The organism is Acidovorax sp. GW101-3H11 (assembly GCF_001633105.1).
Classification (GTDB): Bacteria; Pseudomonadota; Gammaproteobacteria; order Burkholderiales; family Burkholderiaceae_C; genus Acidovorax.
This window is the reverse complement of sequence record NZ_LUKZ01000009.1, coordinates 630,130-647,054: the sequence shown is the minus strand read 5'-3', so window position 1 is coordinate 647,054 and position 16,925 is coordinate 630,130. Positions and strand designations below refer to the sequence as shown.

The window sequence follows — 16,925 nt, the reverse complement described above, 5'->3', positions numbered from 1 at the left end:
GGCCCTCAGCCAAGCAGTGCGCGCACCCGCTCCAGGTCTTCGGGGGTGTCCACGCCCGGGCCCGGGGCCGTGTCTGCGATGTGCACGGCGATGCGGTGGCCATGCCAGAGGGCGCGCAGTTGTTCCAGCGCCTCCACGGCCTCGGTCGGTGCCGGGGCCAGTTGCGGAAACTGCCGCAGAAAACCGGCGCGGTAGCTGTAGATGCCGATGTGCCGCAGCGGCGCAAAGCCCGCCAGTGCCGCAACACCCGGGGCCGCCGCCTGCGCGGCGCCTTGCCACCACGCAGTGCCCACATGGTCGCGCGCAAACGGGATGGGCGCGCGGCTGAAGTAATGCGCCAGGCCCTGCGCGTCGAGCACCACCTTCACCACATTGGGGTTGGCCACGTCGGCCAGCGAGGCAATCGCATGGGCTGCCGTGCCCATGCTGGCTTCGGGCCGCGCAGGCAACAGGCTTGCCACGGCGTTGATGAGCGCCGGGTCCATCAAAGGTTCGTCGCCCTGCACGTTGACGACGATGTCGTCGCCCGCCAGACCCAGCTGGGTGCAGGCTTCGGCCAGCCGGTCGCTGCCGCTGGCGTGGTCGGGCCGGGTCATGATGGCCTGCACGCCGTGGGCCTGGCAGGCCTGCAGGATGCGGGCATCGTCGGCAGCCACCACCACGCGGGTGGCGGCGCTTTGCGCAGCGCGCTGGGCCACGCGCACCACCATGGGCAACCCGGCGATGTCGGCCAGGGGTTTGTCCGGCAGGCGGCTTGAGGCCATGCGCGCCGGGATCAGCACCGTGAAGGGGCTGGTCGCTGCCGGGGCGGCGGTGGCGCTCACCGCTCCAGTTCCTCATCGGTCAGCGTGCGGGCTTCGTTTTCCAGCAACACCGGAATGCCGTCACGCACCGGGTAGGCCAGCCGTGCGCTGCGCGAGACGAGTTCCTGCGCCTCGCGGTCATAGGTCAGGGGGCCTTTGGTGACGGGGCAGACCAGCAGTTCAAGCAGTTTGGGGTCCATGGGGGCGGGGCTTTCCTGGAAGATTCAGGGGGGTGGGGCAAGGCCCATTCAGGCAGGGGGGGATGATAGCGGCGGCCTGTGTGCTGCGGCCTGGGCCAGCAGTGCTGACAGCTTCGTATCCAGCGCAGCAAAAAAGCGGGGGTCGATCTGCACGGCCAAAGGCACGGCCAGCGCCTCGGGGTGCAGGGCCCACAGTTTGACGGCGTCTTTTTCGGTGCAAATCACGGGCTTCCGCGCATCCAGTGGTCGCTTCCAGCTATTGAAATCATAGTGATCCGACAGGGCTTCGGTGTGCGCCAAGGTCAGGCCTTCAGACCGCAGCATGGCAAAGAAGTCGCCGGGCCGCGCCACGGCTGCCAAGGCGTGCAGAGCTTGGCCCCTCAGCTGGGCCAACGGTACCTGGCTGCCGTCTGACCGCACCGCCCAAGGGGCTAGGCGGCGCTGCAGGCCAAATGACGGGGCTGAGGTTCCACCGGGGGGCTTGTCACCCGCATGCAGCACAAAGTCCACCCGGCGCGGCCAGGGTTCGCGCAACGGCCCGGCGGGCAGCAGCCAGCCATTGCCCACGCCCTGGTCGTTGAAGATGCAGATTTCCATATCGCGCCGCAGCGCCAGGTGCTGCAGGCCATCGTCGCAGACGATCACATCGGTGCCGGGGTGGGCGGCCAGCAGTGCCCGTGCGGCGGTGATGCGGCGCGGCGCCACAAACACGGGCAGGGAGGCAGTTCCCGCAAAGCTGCGCGCGATCAGCGCGGGCTCGTCGCCCACTTCACTGGCCGGGCTTTCGGGCAGCACCGCGCGGCAATCCTGGGTGCTGCGGCCATAGCCGCGCGAAATGACACCCACCTGCAGGCCCTGTGCCTGCAGATGTTTCGCCAGCGCAATGACCACCGGCGTCTTGCCAGCGCCCCCGGCAATCACATTGCCGACCACGATCACGGGGCGGCCGGGGTGTTCAGAGTGCAGCAGGCCGGTGCGGTAAAGCAGGCGGCGCACTACCACCAGCGCGCCATACAGCAGCGCAACGGGCGACAGGGCCCAGGCGGCCAGGCCCCGGGTTTGCCAGATTTTTTGCAGGCCTTGTTCGGCGGTGGCGCGCCCGGTGGGCGGGCGGGCGGGGGAGGGCGTTGCCGGGGGCGGCTGTGGCCCGGGGGCGCCCATGCCCGTCAGCGGCTGGCCGCGTTGGTCGCGCGTGCGGACGCGGACGACGACTGCGTGGCAAACGTGATCTGCGTGAGACCCACGCGGCGCGCGGCCTCCATCACCGTGACCACGGACTGGTGCGGCGCCATGGCGTCGGCGCTGATAATGACCACGCTGCCGGGGCCGGCCGTGGCCGCAGCACGCAGGGCCTGGGCGATGGAATCCACGCCCTTGCCGTCTACGCCCGTCTTGTTGACAGCATAACGGCCATCGGCCGCCACGGCCACGATGATTTCCTTGGGGTGGTCGCGCTGCTGCTCGGCGTCGGCCACGGGCAGGGTGAGTTGCAGCTCGGTGAACTTGCTGTAGGTGGTGGTCAGCATCAGAAAGATGAGGATCACCAGCAGCACGTCGATGAACGGGATCAGGTTGATCTCCGGCTCTTCCTTGGCGCGGGGGCGGAAGTTCATGGGGCTTGAGGTCGGCTTTACTTGGCTTTGCGCAAGCGCAGGATGTGGCGCACGAATTGTTCCGAAGCCAGCTCCAGGGTAAGCAGGTACGCATCCACGCGGGCGCGGAAGTAGCGCCAGAAGATCAGCGCCGGGATGGCCACGATGAGGCCAAAGGCGGTGTTGTAGAGCGCGATCGAGATGCCATGCGCCAACTGGGCGGGGTTGCCGCCGCCCATGGCCTGGCCTACACCGCCGCCGCCTGCTTGCGAGCCAAAGATCTCGATCATGCCGATGACGGTGCCCAGCAGGCCCAGCAGGGGCGCTGCCGAGGCGATGGTGGCCAGCGCCGAGAGGTACTTTTCCAGCCGGTGCGCCACGGCGCGGCCGGTGCCTTCCATGGCGGCGCGCAGGTCGGTTTCACTGCACTGGGGGTTGCTGTTGAGGGTGCGCAGGCCGCTGGCCAGCACTTCACCCAGGGCCGAGTTCTGCGCCAGCTGGTTCACCACATCGGGGGTGGGCAAGGCCTTGGACGACACGGTGATCGCTTCATCCAGCAATTTCGGGGGGGCGACGCGGGCCGTCTTGAGGGCCACGAAACGTTCGAAAATCAGCGCCATTCCCAGGACGGAACACGCAATCAGGGGCCAGATGGGCCAGCCTGCGGCTTGTATGATGGACAGCAAATCTCTCTCCGCGCAGATGAAAGCAATCGGCGATTATGGCCCAGCTTGCGGGGGCTCTTGACGTCACAAACCGTTACGTTGCCGTGCACACGGCCCCCGTTCCTGCTCACCCACAAAATCTGTGGATAACTTTGTGGGCAACCCCTGTTCCAGGCCTCGCAAAGTGGCTCCACACCGTGCTTGCAACAGATTGATGAAAAATTGCGCAATGAAAAATCTTTATAAATCAATGACTTGTACGTGCGCTGGTGTTTTGCGGGCGGTTTTTGGTTGTGACCCAGTGTGCTCTGGTGCGGGCTGGTTTCTGTGGAGTACTTGCGCGGTGAGCCCTGCGCAAACGCCCGCCGTTTCTCATGTTTGAGCGCACAAACCCAGGCGTGGCGCCGCGTGTGTGGGAAGTTGGCGCGCTGTGCCGCGCCATTGCTGATGCGCTGGAGGCGCGCTTCAATCCTGTGGCCGTGCGCGGCGAGATAACGGGCTTCTCGCGCGCATCCAGCGGGCATTGCTATTTTTCGATCAAGGATGCCAACGGCCAGCTGCGCTGCGCCATGTTTCGCCGTGCCGCCAGCCTGCTTGACTTTTCGCCGCGCGATGGCGAATTGGTGGAAGTGCGCGGGCGCCTGGGGGTGTACGAGGCGCGCGGTGACCTGCAGTTCATCGTCGAGAGCATGCAGCGGGCCGGGCAGGGCGCGCTGTTCGAGCAGTTCCTGCGCCTGAAGGCCCAGCTGGATGCCGAAGGCTTGTTTGACACCGCCCGCAAGCGCCCGCTGCCGCTGCTGCCGCGCGCCATTGGCCTCGTGACCTCGCCCGGTGCGGCGGCGCTGCACGACGTGGTCACGGCGCTGCGCCGCCGCGTGCCACACATCCCCGTGGTGCTGGTGCCTGCGCTGGTGCAAGGGGCAGCCGCCCCGGCGTCGCTGGTGGCGGCGCTATCAAAAATGTATCTGCTTGCGCAAGCGGGGCGCGCCCAAGGGGCCGATTTGGCCCAAAACCCGCCGGTGGATGTGATCCTGCTCGTGCGCGGTGGCGGCTCCATCGAAGACCTCTGGGCCTTCAACGACGAGCAACTGGCCCGCACCATCGTGCAAAGCCCGGTGCCCCTGATCAGCGGGGTGGGGCATGAGACCGACTTCACCATTGCCGACTTCTGCGCCGACCTGCGCGCGCCCACGCCCACGGCGGCGGCCGAGCTGGTGGCCCAGCCGCGCGAGGTGTGGCTGGGCGCCTTGGGTCTGTTGGCCGGTCGCCTGGCCGATGGCGTGGAGCGCCAGCTCGACGCACGCCACCAGCGGCTGGACCAGGCCGCCGCGCGCCTGGGCCGCCCCTCGGGCCTGGTGGCGCGTGAGCAGCTGCAGCTGGCCCGGCTGGCCCAGCGCATGCGCCATGGCGTGCTCCTGAAACTGCAGCGGCTTAGCCAGTCCCAACAGGCGATGGAGGCCAATTTGCCTCAAAAAATGCAGCGCTGCGTGGCACAACACACCCAGCGGCTGGATCGCGCCGCCCTGCGCCTGGATCTGCTCGACCCGCGCCTGGTGCTGCAGCGCGGCTATGCGCTGCTGACCGACACCGGGGGCCGGGCCGTGACCAGCGTGCAGCAGGCCCACCCGGGCGATGCCCTGCGCGCTACGCTGGCCGACGGTGTGGTGGATGTGACGGTGGCCGCACAACCACGCCTGTTGTGAACAGGTTCTGAGGGGCTATCGGTTTTTTCGGGCCCCTTGTGTGCGATGGGGTCTCCCTGAGCCTGCACAGGTCACCTGATGTTCCTACAATGCCCCCTCGCGCTGTGTCCGACTGCATTGCTCAGGAAAGCCCGCGTTGCAGGCGGCATCCCAGAATTTCAAACCACGAGGAAATACCACCATGGAACACACCCTTCCCCCGCTGCCCTACGCCATCGACGCTCTGGCCCCGCACTACAGCCAGGAAACGCTGGAATTCCACCACGGCAAGCACCACAACGCCTACGTGGTGAACCTCAACAACCTGCAAAAGGGCACCGAGTTCGAATCCCTGACGCTCGAAGAGATCGTCAAGAAGTCGAGCGGCGGCATCTACAACAACGCCGCGCAAATCTGGAACCACACCTTCTTCTGGAACTGCATGGCCCCCCAGGGTGGCGGTGAGCCTTCGGGCGCACTGGCTGCTGCCATCAACGCCAAGTGGGGCAGCTACGCCGCTTTCAAGGAAGCCTTTGTGAAGTCTGCCGTGGGCAACTTCGGTTCGGGCTGGACCTGGCTGGTGAAGAAGGCCGACGGCAGCGTGGACATCGTCAACACCGGCGCCGCCGGCACGCCCCTGACCACCGCCGACAAGGCCCTGCTGACGGTGGACGTGTGGGAACACGCCTACTACATCGACTACCGCAACATGCGCCCCAAGTTTGTCGAGACCTTCCTCGACAAGCTGGTTAACTGGAAGTTTGCCGAAGCCAACTTCGCCTGATGCCCAGCGCATGGCCGCCGGGGTTCGCCCTGGTGGCTGTCGCCACAAAAAAACGGCCCGGGGGCCGTTTTTTTGTGGGTTCTTCAAAGCTTTTTCGGCTGCTTGCGCGCGTCCATCAAGCGATGTTTGCTATCGAAATGGGAGTGAGTGCGGGCGGCGGGCGCAGCCCCGGCATCATTTGCGGCTGAAGGGCGCCCCGGTCAGTTTGGCGCCCGCCTTGATGTTCTTCTTGGCAAACCAGCCCTGGTTCATCTCCAGCACATAACGCACCGGCTTGGCCGAGCAGTGCGAGTCCAGCGTCTGGGGCTTCATGTCCGCCAGGTTCACGATGGTGCCGTCGTCATCCACAAACGCCGCCGTGAGCGGCAGCAGCGTGTTTTTCATCCAGAAGCATTGCTGCGCGGGTTGTTCAAACACAAACAGCATGCCCTCGTGCTGGGGCATGTCCTTGCGGTGCATGAGCCCGGTCTGGCGCTCCTGCGGGGCGGCGGCCACCTGGGCGTCAATGCGGTGCATGCCAGCGGTCAGCTCTACGCGCTGCAGGTTCAGCTGGGGGCCCTCCTGGGCGGTTGCGACACCAGCGGGGACCGCCAGCGAACATGCCACGCACACAGCACTCCAGAACCCCGCAGTGCGTCGGGCAAGGCGCTGAAGAATGCCCGTGGCAGTGTGCAAGGCATCCAACGAGGGGGCAGGGGTGGCGCGTGAGGCGGTCATGGGCGGAACTTTCAATTCAACAAGGAACATGGCGGACAACAACGGGCTGCGCCAGGGACGGACTGCTCAGCGCGCAGAAAGTTCTGGCGCTGTGTGCCGGGTCGCGGCACCAAAGAAAACGCCCGCTGGTGCGGGCGATTTTGAATCAGTGAAGGTCAGAGGCCCCTGTGATGGGGGTGCCTGACCTTGCCAGACTGCTTCAGGCGGCCTTGTGGGTGGCTTTCTTCTTGGCGACCTTTTTGGTGGCCTTTTTCTTGGCAACCTTCTTGGTGGCGGGGGCGGCGGACTGGGCCGTCATGGGGGCCGCAGCGGGGGCGGTGGTGGTGGGGGCGGCTGCAGGTGCCTGTGCAAAAGCACCAGCGGTGAACAGACCGGCCACGAGGACAGCGAGGAGTTTTTTCATATATGCCGATTCCAGTGTGAACGAAGGTTGAAGGGCCGTACGAGAACCGCACGGCTCCACTCGCAACGATAGCAGCGCCCAGCGCGTTGACAGGGTCTTGGATGAAAAATTTTGTCATTAGAATGGTTTGAAACCACACCGCCGCGCCGTTGGCGGTGCTCCCTTTTCTTGCTTTTCCCCTTCATCGACCGAATTCCATTCGGCGCATACCGGAGACTCCCCACCCATGACCACCTACCAGCACATCGTGGTGCCTGCCGCAGGCCAGAAAATCACCGTCAACGCCGACATGTCGCTGAACGTGCCGGACGAGCCCATCATCCCCTTCATCGAAGGCGACGGCACGGGCCTCGACATCACGCCTGTGATGATCAAGGTGGTGAATGCCGCTGTGGCCAAGGCCTATGGCGGCAAGAAAAAGATCCACTGGATGGAGGTGTACGCGGGCGAAAAGTCCACCAAGGTCTATGGCCCCGACGTGTGGCTGCCCGAAGAAACCCTGGCAGTGCTGCGCGAGTACGTGGTCTCGATCAAGGGGCCGCTCACCACGCCCGTGGGGGGCGGCATCCGCTCGCTCAACGTGGCGCTGCGCCAGGAGCTGGACCTGTACGTCTGCCTGCGCCCCGTGCAGTACTTCAAGGGCGTGCCCTCGCCGCTGAAGGAGCCTGAAAAGACCAATATGGTGATCTTCCGCGAGAACTCGGAAGACATCTACGCTGGCATCGAATTTGAAGCCGAGTCCGACAAGGCCAAGAAGCTCATCAAGTTCCTGCAGGACGAGATGGGCGTGAAGAAGATCCGCTTCCCCAACACCTCGGGCCTGGGCGTCAAGCCCGTCTCGCGCGAGGGCACCGAGCGCCTGGTGCGCAAGGCCATCCAGTACGCCATCGACAACGACAAGCCCAGCGTGACCATCGTGCACAAGGGCAACATCATGAAGTTCACCGAAGGCGGCTTCCGCGACTGGGCCTATGCGCTGGCGCAGAAGGAGTTTGGCGCCGAACTGATCGATGGCGGCCCCTGGTGCAAGCTCAAGAACCCGAAGACGGGCAAGGACATCACCGTCAAGGACAGCATTGCCGACGCCTTCCTGCAGCAAATCCTGCTGCGCCCCGCCGAATATTCGGTGGTGGCCACGCTCAACCTCAATGGCGACTACATCTCCGACGCGCTCGCAGCCCAGGTGGGCGGCATCGGCATTGCGCCCGGCGCCAACATGTCCGACTCGGTGGCCTGCTTTGAAGCCACCCACGGCACGGCGCCCAAGTACGCAGGCAAGGACTACGTGAACCCCGGCTCCGAGATCCTCTCGGCCGAGATGATGCTGCGCCACATGGGCTGGACCGCCGCCGCCAACCTGATCATCAGCTCGCTGGAGAAGTCGATTGCCTCCAAGAAGGTGACCTATGACTTTGCGCGCCTGATGGACGGCGCCACGCAGGTCAGCTGCTCGGGCTTTGGGCAGGTCATGATTGACCACATGTAATCGAGGCTCCCTGGCTTCGGGGCGGCTCGGAACGCCGCAAAAAAGAACCCTGGTGCGTTGATCGGACCAGGGTTTTTTTGCTTGGTGCTGCCTCAGCGCCTGAACCTCTTAACGCCCCAGCGCACGCACCAGGTAGTCAATCAGAACCCGCACCCGCAGGGGCATGTGCCGGTTGCCGGGGTAGATCAGCGAGAACGGCCGCGAGGCGCCTGCGTGTGCGGCCAGCACCTCGACCAGCTGGCCGCTGCGCAGATCGTCCTCGACCAGAAAGCGGTAGGTCTGCACCAGCCCGGCGCCCGCGCGGGCCAGTGTGACCTGGCCCAGGATGTCGTCGGCGCAGCGCAGCTTGCCTTGTGTGGGCCAATCGACGGCCTGGCCGTCGCGCACCAGCAGCCAGGGCACCACCTGCCCGCTGCTGGGCAGCACAAACTGCACACATTCATGCTGCTCCAGCTCCTCGGGCATCTGCGGTGCGCGGTGGCGCTGGAGGTAGGCGGGCGCCGCGACCACCACCAGGCCCGCGTCCTCCAGCTTGCGGGCCACCAGGCTCGAATCGGGCGGCGTGCGGCCCCGGATGGCGAGGTCAAAACCTTCCTCGGTGAAGTCCACGTTGCGGTTGGACAGCTGCAGCTCGATCTCGATGTCGGGGTACTTTTGGCTGAAGGCGGGCAGCAGCGGCAACACGCGGTGGTGGCCGTACGAAGTGGGCAGGCTCACGCGCACCAGGCCGGCAGGCTTGAGCTGCTGGCCCGATGCCTCGCGCTCGGCCTCGCTGAGCTGGGTGAGCGCGTTGCGGCACTGGTCGTAATAGCGCTGCCCGACCTCCGTGAGGCGCACCTGGCGCGTGGTGCGCATGAGCAGGCGCACGCCCAGGCGCTCTTCCAGCCGCGCCACCGACCGGCTCACAGCCGCCGCCGTGAGCCCCGTGGCCTTGGCCGCTGCGGTGAACCCCTGGTGCTGTGCCGTGAGGCAGAACAACTCGATGCTGCCCAGGCGTAGGTTGTCGAATTGCCGGTTCATTGGTGATTTATGTGTAATTAGTGATTTGAAAGTAGTCTGCTTTATTGTCAATAACATCGCAAATAGAGTCACTGCATCACCAACCCAGGACATAAGGAGTCCCCCGATGCAGACCTCTATCAAGCTCTACTACGCCCCCGGCGCATGCTCGCTGGCCACGCACATCCTTCTGCGCGAAACCGGCACACCCTTCACGCTGGAGAAGGTCGATACCAGCAAACACACCACCAGCGGCGGCGACTTCTATGCCATCAGCCCGAAAGGCCAGGTGCCGGTGATCGAACTCCCGGACGGGACGCGAATCACCGAAGGCCCGGTGGTCGCCCAGTACGTGGCCGACCGCGCGGGTGCCCACACCCTGATGCCGCCAGCGGGCAGCCTGGAGCGCTACCGCGTCATGGAATGGCAAAACTACGTGACGGCCGAGCTGCACAAGTCCTTCACGCCGCTGTTCCACAGCGATGTAGATGCCACCGCCAAGAAGGCGCTGGCTGCGGTGCTCTACAAAAAGCTGGTCTGGCTCGACGGGCAGCTGGCGGGCAAAAGCTACCTCACGGGCGACGATTTCACTGCCGCCGATGCCTATCTGTTTGTGGTGCTCGGCTGGGCCAAGTTCGTACAGATCGATCTGGTCGAGCTGCAGCACATCGGCAGCTTCATGGCGCGCGTGGCGGCCCGCCCCGAGGTCCGGGCCGCGATGCAAGCCGAAGGCCTGGTGGGCTGAGGAAGCGAGCCATGCCCTACATCAACATCCAGATCACCCGCGAAGGTGCATCGCGTGAACAAAAGGCCCAGCTGATCCGTGGCGCGACCGACCTGGTGGTGCAGGTGCTGGGCAAGAACCCGGCCACCACCTTTGTCGTGATCGAAGAGGTGGACACCGACCATTGGGGCATTGCGGGTGAAACCGTGACCGTGCTGCGCGAGCGCGCCAGACAAGGGGGTGCGCAATGACCAGCACCGCCGCCGACTTTGCCGCCATCCACGCGGTGCTGGAGCTGTACCTGGACGGCCTGTACCACAGCGACACAGCGCGCCTGGCCCAGGTGTTCCACCCGCAGGCCCTGTACGCCACGGCGGTGGGTGATCAACCCATCTTCTGGCGCATGCACGAGTACTTCCCGGTGGTGGACGCCCGCCCGGCACCGGCCGCGAGCGGCCAGCCGCGCACCGACCGCGTGCTCTCCATCGAACTGGTGGGCCCCGTGACGGCGCTGGCCAGGCTGCAGTGCTCCATCGCGCCGAAACACTTCATCGACCTGCTCACCTTGCTTTGGCTGGATGGGCGTTGGCAGATCGTCTCCAAGGTCTTTCACTACGACATCCGGGGTTGATCGCCCGGCGCCGTGGGCGTTCTGGGTCCACAGAAAAAGTCTCTGAAGCCCTTGCCGCTTCAGGGGCTTTTTTGTGCCTTGCGCCCTGTGGCGCAGCGGTTGTGGCCCGGGCATTCACGATGGCACTTCTGTGTTGGTGTTTTCTTGCGTTCCCACATAATATGGTTTTGCACCCTGGCGGTGCGGTGCAGGGAAGGAACTCCACTTGGAACAAGAGGCACAAGAGGGCTGCATGGGATCCAAACTTTCTGTCGCGTATTGGGAGCAGAACCCCGACGCACTGCTGGTGCTGTCTCCGGAGGGGCTGGTGCTGGAGTGGAACCCGGCCGCCGAGTTGATCTTTGGCTACAAGCAAGCCGACGTGCAAGGGCGCTCTCTGCTGGATCTCATCGTGCCCCCGGACCGGGCCCACGAAGAGGACATCATGCGGGCAGAGGCCGTGAATATGGGGAGTTCGGTGCGAGAGACGGTGCGCCGCCGCAAGGATGGCACGCTGGTCCACATCAACGTGTCCACCAAGGCGGTTCTCGATGGCAGCGGCCAGTTGCTGTACTTCCTGTCGAGCAAGAAGGACGTGACCCAGCTGAAGGTGGAGCGCGAGGCCAAGCTGCTGGAGGCCCGCTTTCGCGACCTGCTCGAATCCACCCCCGATGCCATCGTGATGGTCAATGTGACGGGGCGCATCGTGCTCGTCAACTCGCAGGCCGAGCGCGTGTTTGGCTATCCCCGCGCCGAACTGCTGGGCCAGGCGATCGAGATGCTGCTGCCCCACCGCTACCGGGGCGCCCACCTGGGCCACCGCAGCGGCTTTTTTGGCCAGCCGCGCACGCGCACCATGGGCGCGGGGCTGGAGCTGCATGGCCTGCACAAGGACCGGGGCGAGTTCCCGGTGGAGATCAGCCTGAGCCCGATCGACACCGAAGAGGGCACCATGGTGATGAGCGCCATCCGCGACATCACCGACCGCAAGCGAGCCGACCAGAAGTTCAAGGACCTGCTCGAAGCCGCGCCCGACGCCATGGTCATCGTCAACCGCGAAGGGCGCATCGTGCTCGTCAACTCGCAGGCCGTGAAGCTGTTTGGCTGGAGCCGCGACGAGCTGCTGGGCCAGCCCATCGAGCTGCTGGTGCCCGAGCGTTTTGGCGCCCGCCACCCCGAGCACCGGCACCGTTTTTTTGCCGAGCCGCGTTCGCGCTCCATGGGCGCGGGGCTGGACCTGTATGGCCTGCGCAAGGACAAGTCCGAGTTCCCGGTCGAGATCAGCCTGAGCCCGCTGGAGACCGAGGAAGGGCTGTTTGTATCGAGCGCCATCCGCGACGTGACCGAGCGCAAGCGCATCGAGCAGGTGCTGCGCGACAAGAACCTGGAGCTGGAGAACGCCGCCCTGGTCAAGGACCGCTTCCTGGCCAGCATGTCGCACGAGCTGCGCACGCCGCTCAACGCCATCATCGGCTTCACCGGCACCTTGCTTATGAAGCTGCCCGGCCCGCTCAACGCCGAGCAGGAAAAACAGCTGCGCATCGTGCAGACGGGTGCCAAGCATCTGCTGTCCCTCATCAACGACCTGCTGGACGTGGCCAAGTTGAGCGCCAACAAGGTGACGTTGAACCTGGAGGCCGTGGACTGCAAGGCCCTGATCGAGGAGGTCTCGGCCACGCTGGAGCTGGAGGCACGGCGCAAGGGGCTGGCATTTGCCGTGCATGTGCCGACACAGGCGGTGGCCCTGCAGACCGACCGGCGCGCGCTGAGCCAGATCCTGATCAACCTGGTGGGCAACGCCATCAAGTTCACCGAGCAGGGCCGGGTCGATGTGGTGCTGCACGAGCTGCCCATGCCTGACGGCGGCCGCAGCGTGCAGCTGCGGGTGCAAGACACCGGCCCCGGCATTGCGCTGCAGGAGCAGCCCCGCCTGTTCGAGGCCTTCTCGCGCGTCGAGAGCGCAGACCGCCGCCACCACGAAGGCACGGGCCTGGGCCTGCACCTGAGCCGCAAGCTGGCCGAAGCCCTGGGCGGAACCCTGGGTTTTGACAGCGAAGAAGGGCGCGGCAGCACCTTTGTTCTTGAAATCCAGGAGCGCAGCGCATGACCAAAGCCACCATCCTGGTCATAGAAGACGACGATGCCAGCCGCCAGCTGGTCACCTACCTGCTGGAAGCCGCAGGCCACCGCGTGCTGGCCGCAGAAAACGGTGCCGTGGGCGTGCGTGTTGCACTGGCAGAAAGCCCGGACATCATCCTGTGCGACCTGCAGATGCCTGTGATGAACGGCTATGAGGTGGCCCGCAGCCTGCGCACCAGCATGATCTGGCGCGTGGTGCCGCTGGTGGCGGTCACGGCGTTCTCGATGCCGGGCGACCGGGAGAAGGCGCTGGACGTGGGCTTCAACGAACACCTGTCCAAGCCCATCACGCCCGAAACCTTCGTGCAGCAGGTCGAGGCCTTCCTGGGGCCGCCGTTCAACACCCCGCCCACCGAGGGCTGACCAGAAGCACCGGGCAGCGCATGGCAAAGATCCTTGTTGTTGATGACCTTCCCGCCAACCGGGCGCTGGTGGTCACGCTCATCGGGCACAGCGGCCACCAGGCCCTGGAGGCCGCCGATGGCGCCGAGGCCCTGGCCCTGGTGCGCGCCGAGCGGCCTGACCTGGTGATCTCCGACATCCTGATGCCGACCATGGACGGCTACGAGTTCGTGCGCCAGCTGCGGGCCGACCACCACCTGGCGGCCACGCAGGTGATCTTCTACAGCGCGCACTACCGCGAGCAGGAGGCGCGCAACCTCGCGCTGGCCTGCGGCGTCACGCAGGTGCTGGTCAAGCCCTGCGAGCCGCAGGACATCCTGGCCGCCATCGAGCAGGCGCTCACGCAGATTGCGCCCCGGCCTTCGGTGGCGCTGGAGCATGGCTTCCAGACCCGCCACCTGCAGCTCGTTACCGACAAGCTCACGGGCAACGTGGCTGAGCTGGAGGCCATGAACCGGCGCCTGGCGGCGCTGACCGACCTGAACCTGCAGCTCGCCTCCGAACGCGACCCGCAGGTGCTGCTGGCCAATGTGTGCCGTGGGGCGCGCGAACTGGTGGGGGCGCAGTACGCCGTGTTGTGCGTGGTGCGCAAACACAGCGGCAGCGCCATCACCTGCACCAGCGGCATCGATCCCGCACGCACAGGGCCGCAGGACCGGCCGCTGGACCTGCCCGTGGTCTCCCACGGCCTGCTGGGGCAGTTGCGGGCCGACCGCCGCTCCGAGCGCGTGACCAACCCCGGTGGCAACCCCAGCGTGATCGGCCTGCCCGCAGGCTACCCGCCGCTGCACACCGGGCTGATCGCGCCCGTCACCTCGCTGTCGTTTTCCTACGGCTGGATCTGCCTGGCCAACAAGGAGGGGGCCGAAGAGTTCAGCGCCGACGATGAAAAGGTCTTGGCTATCCTGGGCGCCCAGGTGGGGCGCATCTACGAAAACGGCAGCCTCTACATGGAGGTGCAGAAACACGCCGAACAGCTGCAGGTGGAGGTGTTCGAGCGCCAGCGCGCCATGGACGAACTGCGCGCCAGCAAGGTCAGCCTGCGCCGGGCGCAGGCCCTGGCCAAGATCACCCATGTGATCAGCGGGCACGACGGCGCGTTTGAAAGCTGGCAAGACACCTTGCCCGACATCCTGGGCCTGCCCGCCGACGCGGTGCCCCGCTCGGCGCGCGAATGGCTGGAACTGGTGCACCCGCACGACCGGGGCACGTTCCGCCACCATGCGCTGCAGGCCGCGCGCCAGAGGATCCGGGTGGACTTCACCTACCGCGTGCTCAACCCGTCGGGCGAGCTGCAGTACCTGCGCCAGGTGATGGAGCCGCTGGAGGACGAGACCGGCCGGGGCACGGTGGGCCGCTGGTTCAACACCATCCAGGACGTGACCAAGGAAAAACGTGCCGAAGAAGAGCTGCACGAAAGCGACCGGCGCTTCAACACCATGCTCGACAAGGTCGAGATGATCTCGCTGATGCTGGACTGCACCGGCCTGATCACCTACTGCAACGACTACCTGCTGCGCCTGACGGGCTGGCAGCGCGAGGAGGTGTTTGGCCGCAACTGGTTCGAGCTGTTTGTGCCGCCCGAAACCGCCCATGTGCGCGATGTGTTTGCCGACCTGCTGGCCGACCGGCCCTCGGCCTGGCACTACGACAACGAAATCCTCACCCGCTCGGGCGAGCGCCGCCTGGTGCACTGGAACAACACCGTGCTGCGCTCGGTGGGCGGGCAGGTGACGGGCGTGGCCAGCCTGGGCGAAGACATCACCGAGCGGCGCGAGGCCGAGCGCAAGATCAAGCGGCTGAACCGCGTGTACGCCATGCTCAGCGGCATCAACACCCTGATCGTGCGCGTGCGCCAGCGCGACGAGCTGTTCCGCGAGGCCTGCCGCATTGCCGTGGACCATGGCCACTTCCGCATCGCCTGGATCGGCCGGGTGGACCGCGCGGCGCGGCGCGTGGTGCCCGTGGGCGTGTCGGGGGCCGAGGCCGACTTCATCCACAACATCCACGACCGGCTGGGCCTGTTCGATGTGCCCACGCCCGAAGAAAGCCTGGCCGCCGCCGTGGTGCGCTCGGGGCGGCCCGTGCTGTGCGACGACATCACCGGCGACCCGCGCGTGATGCTGCGCGAACAGCTGCAGGCGCGTGGCGTGGCCAGCATTGCGGTGCTGCCCATTGTGGTGGCGGGGGATGTGGTGGCCGTGGTGGCCCTGCTGGCGGACGAGGTGGGCTTTTTCGACGCGGCCGAGATGAAGCTGCTGACCGAGCTGGCCGGGGACATCGGCTTTGCCATGGACCACCTCGACAAGGAAGACCGCCTGAGCTACCTGGCCTATTACGACGAAATCACCGGCCTGCCCAACCGCACGCTGTTTCTGGAGCGCACCGGGCAGCACCTGCGGGCCCGCGACGGGGCCAAGGCCTTGCATGGCGTGGCGCTGATGGATGTCAGCCGGTTTCGCATCGTCAACGACACCCTGGGGCGCCAGGCGGGCGATGAACTGCTCAAGCAGGTCGCGCTGCGGCTGCAGCATGCAGCGAGCAACCTGCACGACGTGGCGCGCATCGGCATCAACAGCTTTGGCATCGCCGTGACCGAGGCCCGCGACGCCGGGGCCGTGGCGGTGGCGGTGGACCTGCTCATGCGTGCCTGTTTCGACACGCCTTTTGTGGTGGGCGGCACCGAGCTGCGCATGGCCGCCAAGGCCGGGGTGGCCCTGTACCCCATGGACGGTGCCGATGCCGAAACCCTGCTGCGCAACGCCGAAGCCGCCGTCAACAAGGCCAAGGCATCGGCCGACAGCCTGCTGTTCTACACCTCCGAGATGAACACCCGCGTGGCCGAGGCGCTGAGCCTGGAAGGGCGCCTGCGCGCGGCGCTGGAGCAGGGCCAGTTTGTGTTGCACTACCAGCCCAAGCAGCACCTGGCCAGTGGCGCCATCACGGGCGTCGAGGCGCTGATCCGCTGGAACGACCCGCGCCGGGGCCTGGTGCCGCCCGGCCAGTTCATCCCCATCCTCGAAGAAACCGGCCTGATCTACGACGTGGGCCGCTGGGCGCTGCGGCAGGCGCTGGCCGACAACCTGCGCTGGCGCCAGGCGGGGCTGGCGCCGCTGCGGGTGGCCGTGAACGTGTCCATCCTGCAGCTGCGGCACCAGGGCTTCATTGCCGAGGTGCGCGACGCCGTGGCGCACGACGCCGCCGCCGCCAGCGGGCTGGAGCTGGAGATCACCGAAAGCATGGTGATGGACGATGTGGAGCGCAGCACCCAAAGCCTGCACGCGCTGCGCGAGATGGGCATCACCATCGCCATCGACGACTTTGGCACCGGGTTCTCGTCGCTGAGCTACCTGGCCCGGCTGCCGGTGGACACGCTCAAGATCGACCGTTCGTTCACCATGAACATGGCCTCCGGGCCCCAGGGGCTGTCGCTGGTGTCCACCATCGTCAACCTGGGGCATTCGCTGCGCCTGAAGGTGGTGGCCGAGGGCGTGGAGACCGAGGACCAGCGTGCGCGGCTGGCGCAGCTGGGCTGTGACGAGATGCAGGGCTACCTGCTCAGCCAGCCGCTGCCTGCCAGCGCGTTCGAGCAGCGCTTTTTGCGCGCTGCGGCACCCTCGGGGGCGGCTGTTTCAGTGCCTGTGCCGTAGTGATGCTATGTATTTGATAGCTATAAAGGCATGATGGTCGCGCGGTAAAGGCACTTTTTGCTTGAAGTT

Annotated in this window: 17 protein-coding genes; 9 read left to right on the top strand and 8 right to left on the bottom strand. The window is 66.0% G+C overall.

The annotated features are described in order from the left end of the window. Positions 1 to 5: 5 nt before the first annotated feature. Genes kdsB through A1D30_RS08915 form a run of 5 tightly spaced genes read right to left on the bottom strand, consistent with a single transcriptional unit; the run spans position 6 to position 3,281 of the window. A complete protein-coding gene (kdsB, locus tag A1D30_RS08935; RefSeq protein ID WP_082836370.1) occupies positions 6 to 824 on the bottom strand; it encodes a 3-deoxy-manno-octulosonate cytidylyltransferase in 819 nt (272 codons plus the stop codon). Further along, complete coding sequence (locus A1D30_RS08930) at positions 821 to 1,003, bottom strand: Trm112 family protein (RefSeq protein ID WP_056165650.1); 183 nt, start codon at positions 1,001 to 1,003, stop codon at positions 821 to 823. The genes kdsB and A1D30_RS08930 overlap by 4 nt, the downstream gene beginning before the upstream one ends. Before the next feature lie 48 nt (positions 1,004 to 1,051). Beyond that, positions 1,052 to 2,164 (bottom strand): tetraacyldisaccharide 4'-kinase, encoded by a 1,113-nt coding sequence (lpxK, locus tag A1D30_RS08925; RefSeq protein WP_082836369.1) that lies wholly within the window; start codon positions 2,162 to 2,164, stop codon positions 1,052 to 1,054. A 5-nt stretch (positions 2,165 to 2,169) separates the two neighbouring features. Continuing rightward, entirely contained in the window at positions 2,170 to 2,616 is a 447-nt protein-coding gene (locus A1D30_RS08920) for a biopolymer transporter ExbD (protein ID WP_063460384.1), read from the bottom strand. Positions 2,617 to 2,633: 17 nt separating this feature from the next. Then, complete coding sequence (locus A1D30_RS08915) at positions 2,634 to 3,281, bottom strand: MotA/TolQ/ExbB proton channel family protein (RefSeq protein WP_063460383.1); 648 nt, start codon at positions 3,279 to 3,281, stop codon at positions 2,634 to 2,636. Positions 3,282 to 3,634: 353 nt separating this feature from the next. On the opposite strand from A1D30_RS08915, the gene xseA reads away from it, so the two are divergent. Both xseA and A1D30_RS08905 read left to right on the top strand, forming a co-directional pair. Next, a complete protein-coding gene (gene xseA, locus A1D30_RS08910) occupies positions 3,635 to 4,963 on the top strand; it encodes an exodeoxyribonuclease VII large subunit (RefSeq protein ID WP_063460382.1) in 1,329 nt (442 codons plus the stop codon). A 181-nt stretch (positions 4,964 to 5,144) separates the two neighbouring features. After that, positions 5,145 to 5,726, top strand: coding sequence for a Fe-Mn family superoxide dismutase (locus A1D30_RS08905; protein ID WP_063460381.1), 582 nt, complete (start codon positions 5,145 to 5,147; stop codon positions 5,724 to 5,726). 174 nt (positions 5,727 to 5,900) lie between these two features. On the opposite strand, the gene A1D30_RS08900 is transcribed toward A1D30_RS08905, so the two are convergent. Then, complete coding sequence (locus tag A1D30_RS08900) at positions 5,901 to 6,443, bottom strand: DUF192 domain-containing protein (RefSeq protein ID WP_109790911.1); 543 nt, start codon at positions 6,441 to 6,443, stop codon at positions 5,901 to 5,903. A 199-nt stretch (positions 6,444 to 6,642) separates the two neighbouring features. Beyond that, complete coding sequence (locus A1D30_RS08895) at positions 6,643 to 6,846, bottom strand: hypothetical protein (protein WP_063460379.1); 204 nt, start codon at positions 6,844 to 6,846, stop codon at positions 6,643 to 6,645. A gap of 226 nt (positions 6,847 to 7,072) precedes the next feature. Here A1D30_RS08895 and icd point away from each other — a divergent pair, with 226 nt between their 5' ends. Next, positions 7,073 to 8,332: an NADP-dependent isocitrate dehydrogenase gene (icd, locus tag A1D30_RS08890; protein WP_063460378.1), complete on the top strand. Its 1,260-nt coding sequence runs from the start codon at positions 7,073 to 7,075 to the stop codon at positions 8,330 to 8,332. 108 nt (positions 8,333 to 8,440) lie between these two features. On the opposite strand, the gene A1D30_RS08885 is transcribed toward icd, so the two are convergent. Next, on the bottom strand, positions 8,441 to 9,352 hold the full coding sequence (locus A1D30_RS08885; protein WP_063460377.1) for a LysR family transcriptional regulator: 912 nt from the start codon (positions 9,350 to 9,352) through the stop codon (positions 8,441 to 8,443). Between the two features lie 106 nt (positions 9,353 to 9,458). Here A1D30_RS08885 and gstA point away from each other — a divergent pair, with 106 nt between their 5' ends. The 6 genes from gstA (at position 9,459) to A1D30_RS08855 (ending at position 16,856) form a co-directional block, all read left to right on the top strand. Further along, a complete protein-coding gene (gene gstA, locus A1D30_RS08880) occupies positions 9,459 to 10,076 on the top strand; it encodes a glutathione transferase GstA (RefSeq protein ID WP_242421828.1) in 618 nt (205 codons plus the stop codon). Positions 10,077 to 10,087: 11 nt separating this feature from the next. Beyond that, complete coding sequence (locus A1D30_RS08875; RefSeq protein WP_063460376.1) at positions 10,088 to 10,306, top strand: 4-oxalocrotonate tautomerase family protein; 219 nt, start codon at positions 10,088 to 10,090, stop codon at positions 10,304 to 10,306. After that, positions 10,303 to 10,686 (top strand): nuclear transport factor 2 family protein, encoded by a 384-nt coding sequence (locus tag A1D30_RS08870; RefSeq protein WP_063460375.1) that lies wholly within the window; start codon positions 10,303 to 10,305, stop codon positions 10,684 to 10,686. Before A1D30_RS08875 ends, A1D30_RS08870 begins: the two co-directional genes overlap by 4 nt. A 232-nt stretch (positions 10,687 to 10,918) precedes the next feature. Further along, positions 10,919 to 12,772, top strand: coding sequence for a PAS domain S-box protein (locus A1D30_RS08865; protein ID WP_063460374.1), 1,854 nt, complete (start codon positions 10,919 to 10,921; stop codon positions 12,770 to 12,772). After that, positions 12,769 to 13,167: a response regulator gene (locus tag A1D30_RS08860; RefSeq protein WP_063460373.1), complete on the top strand. Its 399-nt coding sequence runs from the start codon at positions 12,769 to 12,771 to the stop codon at positions 13,165 to 13,167. Before A1D30_RS08865 ends, A1D30_RS08860 begins: the two co-directional genes overlap by 4 nt. A gap of 20 nt (positions 13,168 to 13,187) precedes the next feature. Beyond that, complete coding sequence (locus A1D30_RS08855) at positions 13,188 to 16,856, top strand: EAL domain-containing protein (protein WP_063460372.1); 3,669 nt, start codon at positions 13,188 to 13,190, stop codon at positions 16,854 to 16,856. Positions 16,857 to 16,925 lie beyond the last annotated feature (69 nt).

What these genes read in the sequence shown, in the direction of transcription:
- A1D30_RS08930 (WP_056165650.1), bottom strand. Translation starts at nt 1,003, where the DNA reads ATGGACCCCAAACTGCTTGAACTGCTGGTCTGCCCCGTCACCAAAGGC.
- lpxK (WP_082836369.1), bottom strand. Translation starts at nt 2,164, where the DNA reads ATGGGCGCCCCCGGGCCACAGCCGCCCCCGGCAACGCCCTCCCCCGCC.
- A1D30_RS08920 (WP_063460384.1), bottom strand. Translation starts at nt 2,616, where the DNA reads ATGAACTTCCGCCCCCGCGCCAAGGAAGAGCCGGAGATCAACCTGATC.
- xseA (WP_063460382.1), top strand. Translation starts at nt 3,635, where the DNA reads ATGTTTGAGCGCACAAACCCAGGCGTGGCGCCGCGTGTGTGGGAAGTT.
- A1D30_RS08905 (WP_063460381.1), top strand. Translation starts at nt 5,145, where the DNA reads ATGGAACACACCCTTCCCCCGCTGCCCTACGCCATCGACGCTCTGGCC.
- A1D30_RS08900 (WP_109790911.1), bottom strand. Translation starts at nt 6,443, where the DNA reads ATGACCGCCTCACGCGCCACCCCTGCCCCCTCGTTGGATGCCTTGCAC.
- A1D30_RS08895 (WP_063460379.1), bottom strand. Translation starts at nt 6,846, where the DNA reads ATGAAAAAACTCCTCGCTGTCCTCGTGGCCGGTCTGTTCACCGCTGGT.
- icd (WP_063460378.1), top strand. Translation starts at nt 7,073, where the DNA reads ATGACCACCTACCAGCACATCGTGGTGCCTGCCGCAGGCCAGAAAATC.
- A1D30_RS08885 (WP_063460377.1), bottom strand. Translation starts at nt 9,352, where the DNA reads ATGAACCGGCAATTCGACAACCTACGCCTGGGCAGCATCGAGTTGTTC.
- gstA (WP_242421828.1), top strand. Translation starts at nt 9,459, where the DNA reads ATGCAGACCTCTATCAAGCTCTACTACGCCCCCGGCGCATGCTCGCTG.
- A1D30_RS08875 (WP_063460376.1), top strand. Translation starts at nt 10,088, where the DNA reads ATGCCCTACATCAACATCCAGATCACCCGCGAAGGTGCATCGCGTGAA.
- A1D30_RS08870 (WP_063460375.1), top strand. Translation starts at nt 10,303, where the DNA reads ATGACCAGCACCGCCGCCGACTTTGCCGCCATCCACGCGGTGCTGGAG.
- A1D30_RS08865 (WP_063460374.1), top strand. Translation starts at nt 10,919, where the DNA reads ATGGGATCCAAACTTTCTGTCGCGTATTGGGAGCAGAACCCCGACGCA.
- A1D30_RS08860 (WP_063460373.1), top strand. Translation starts at nt 12,769, where the DNA reads ATGACCAAAGCCACCATCCTGGTCATAGAAGACGACGATGCCAGCCGC.
- A1D30_RS08855 (WP_063460372.1), top strand. Translation starts at nt 13,188, where the DNA reads ATGGCAAAGATCCTTGTTGTTGATGACCTTCCCGCCAACCGGGCGCTG.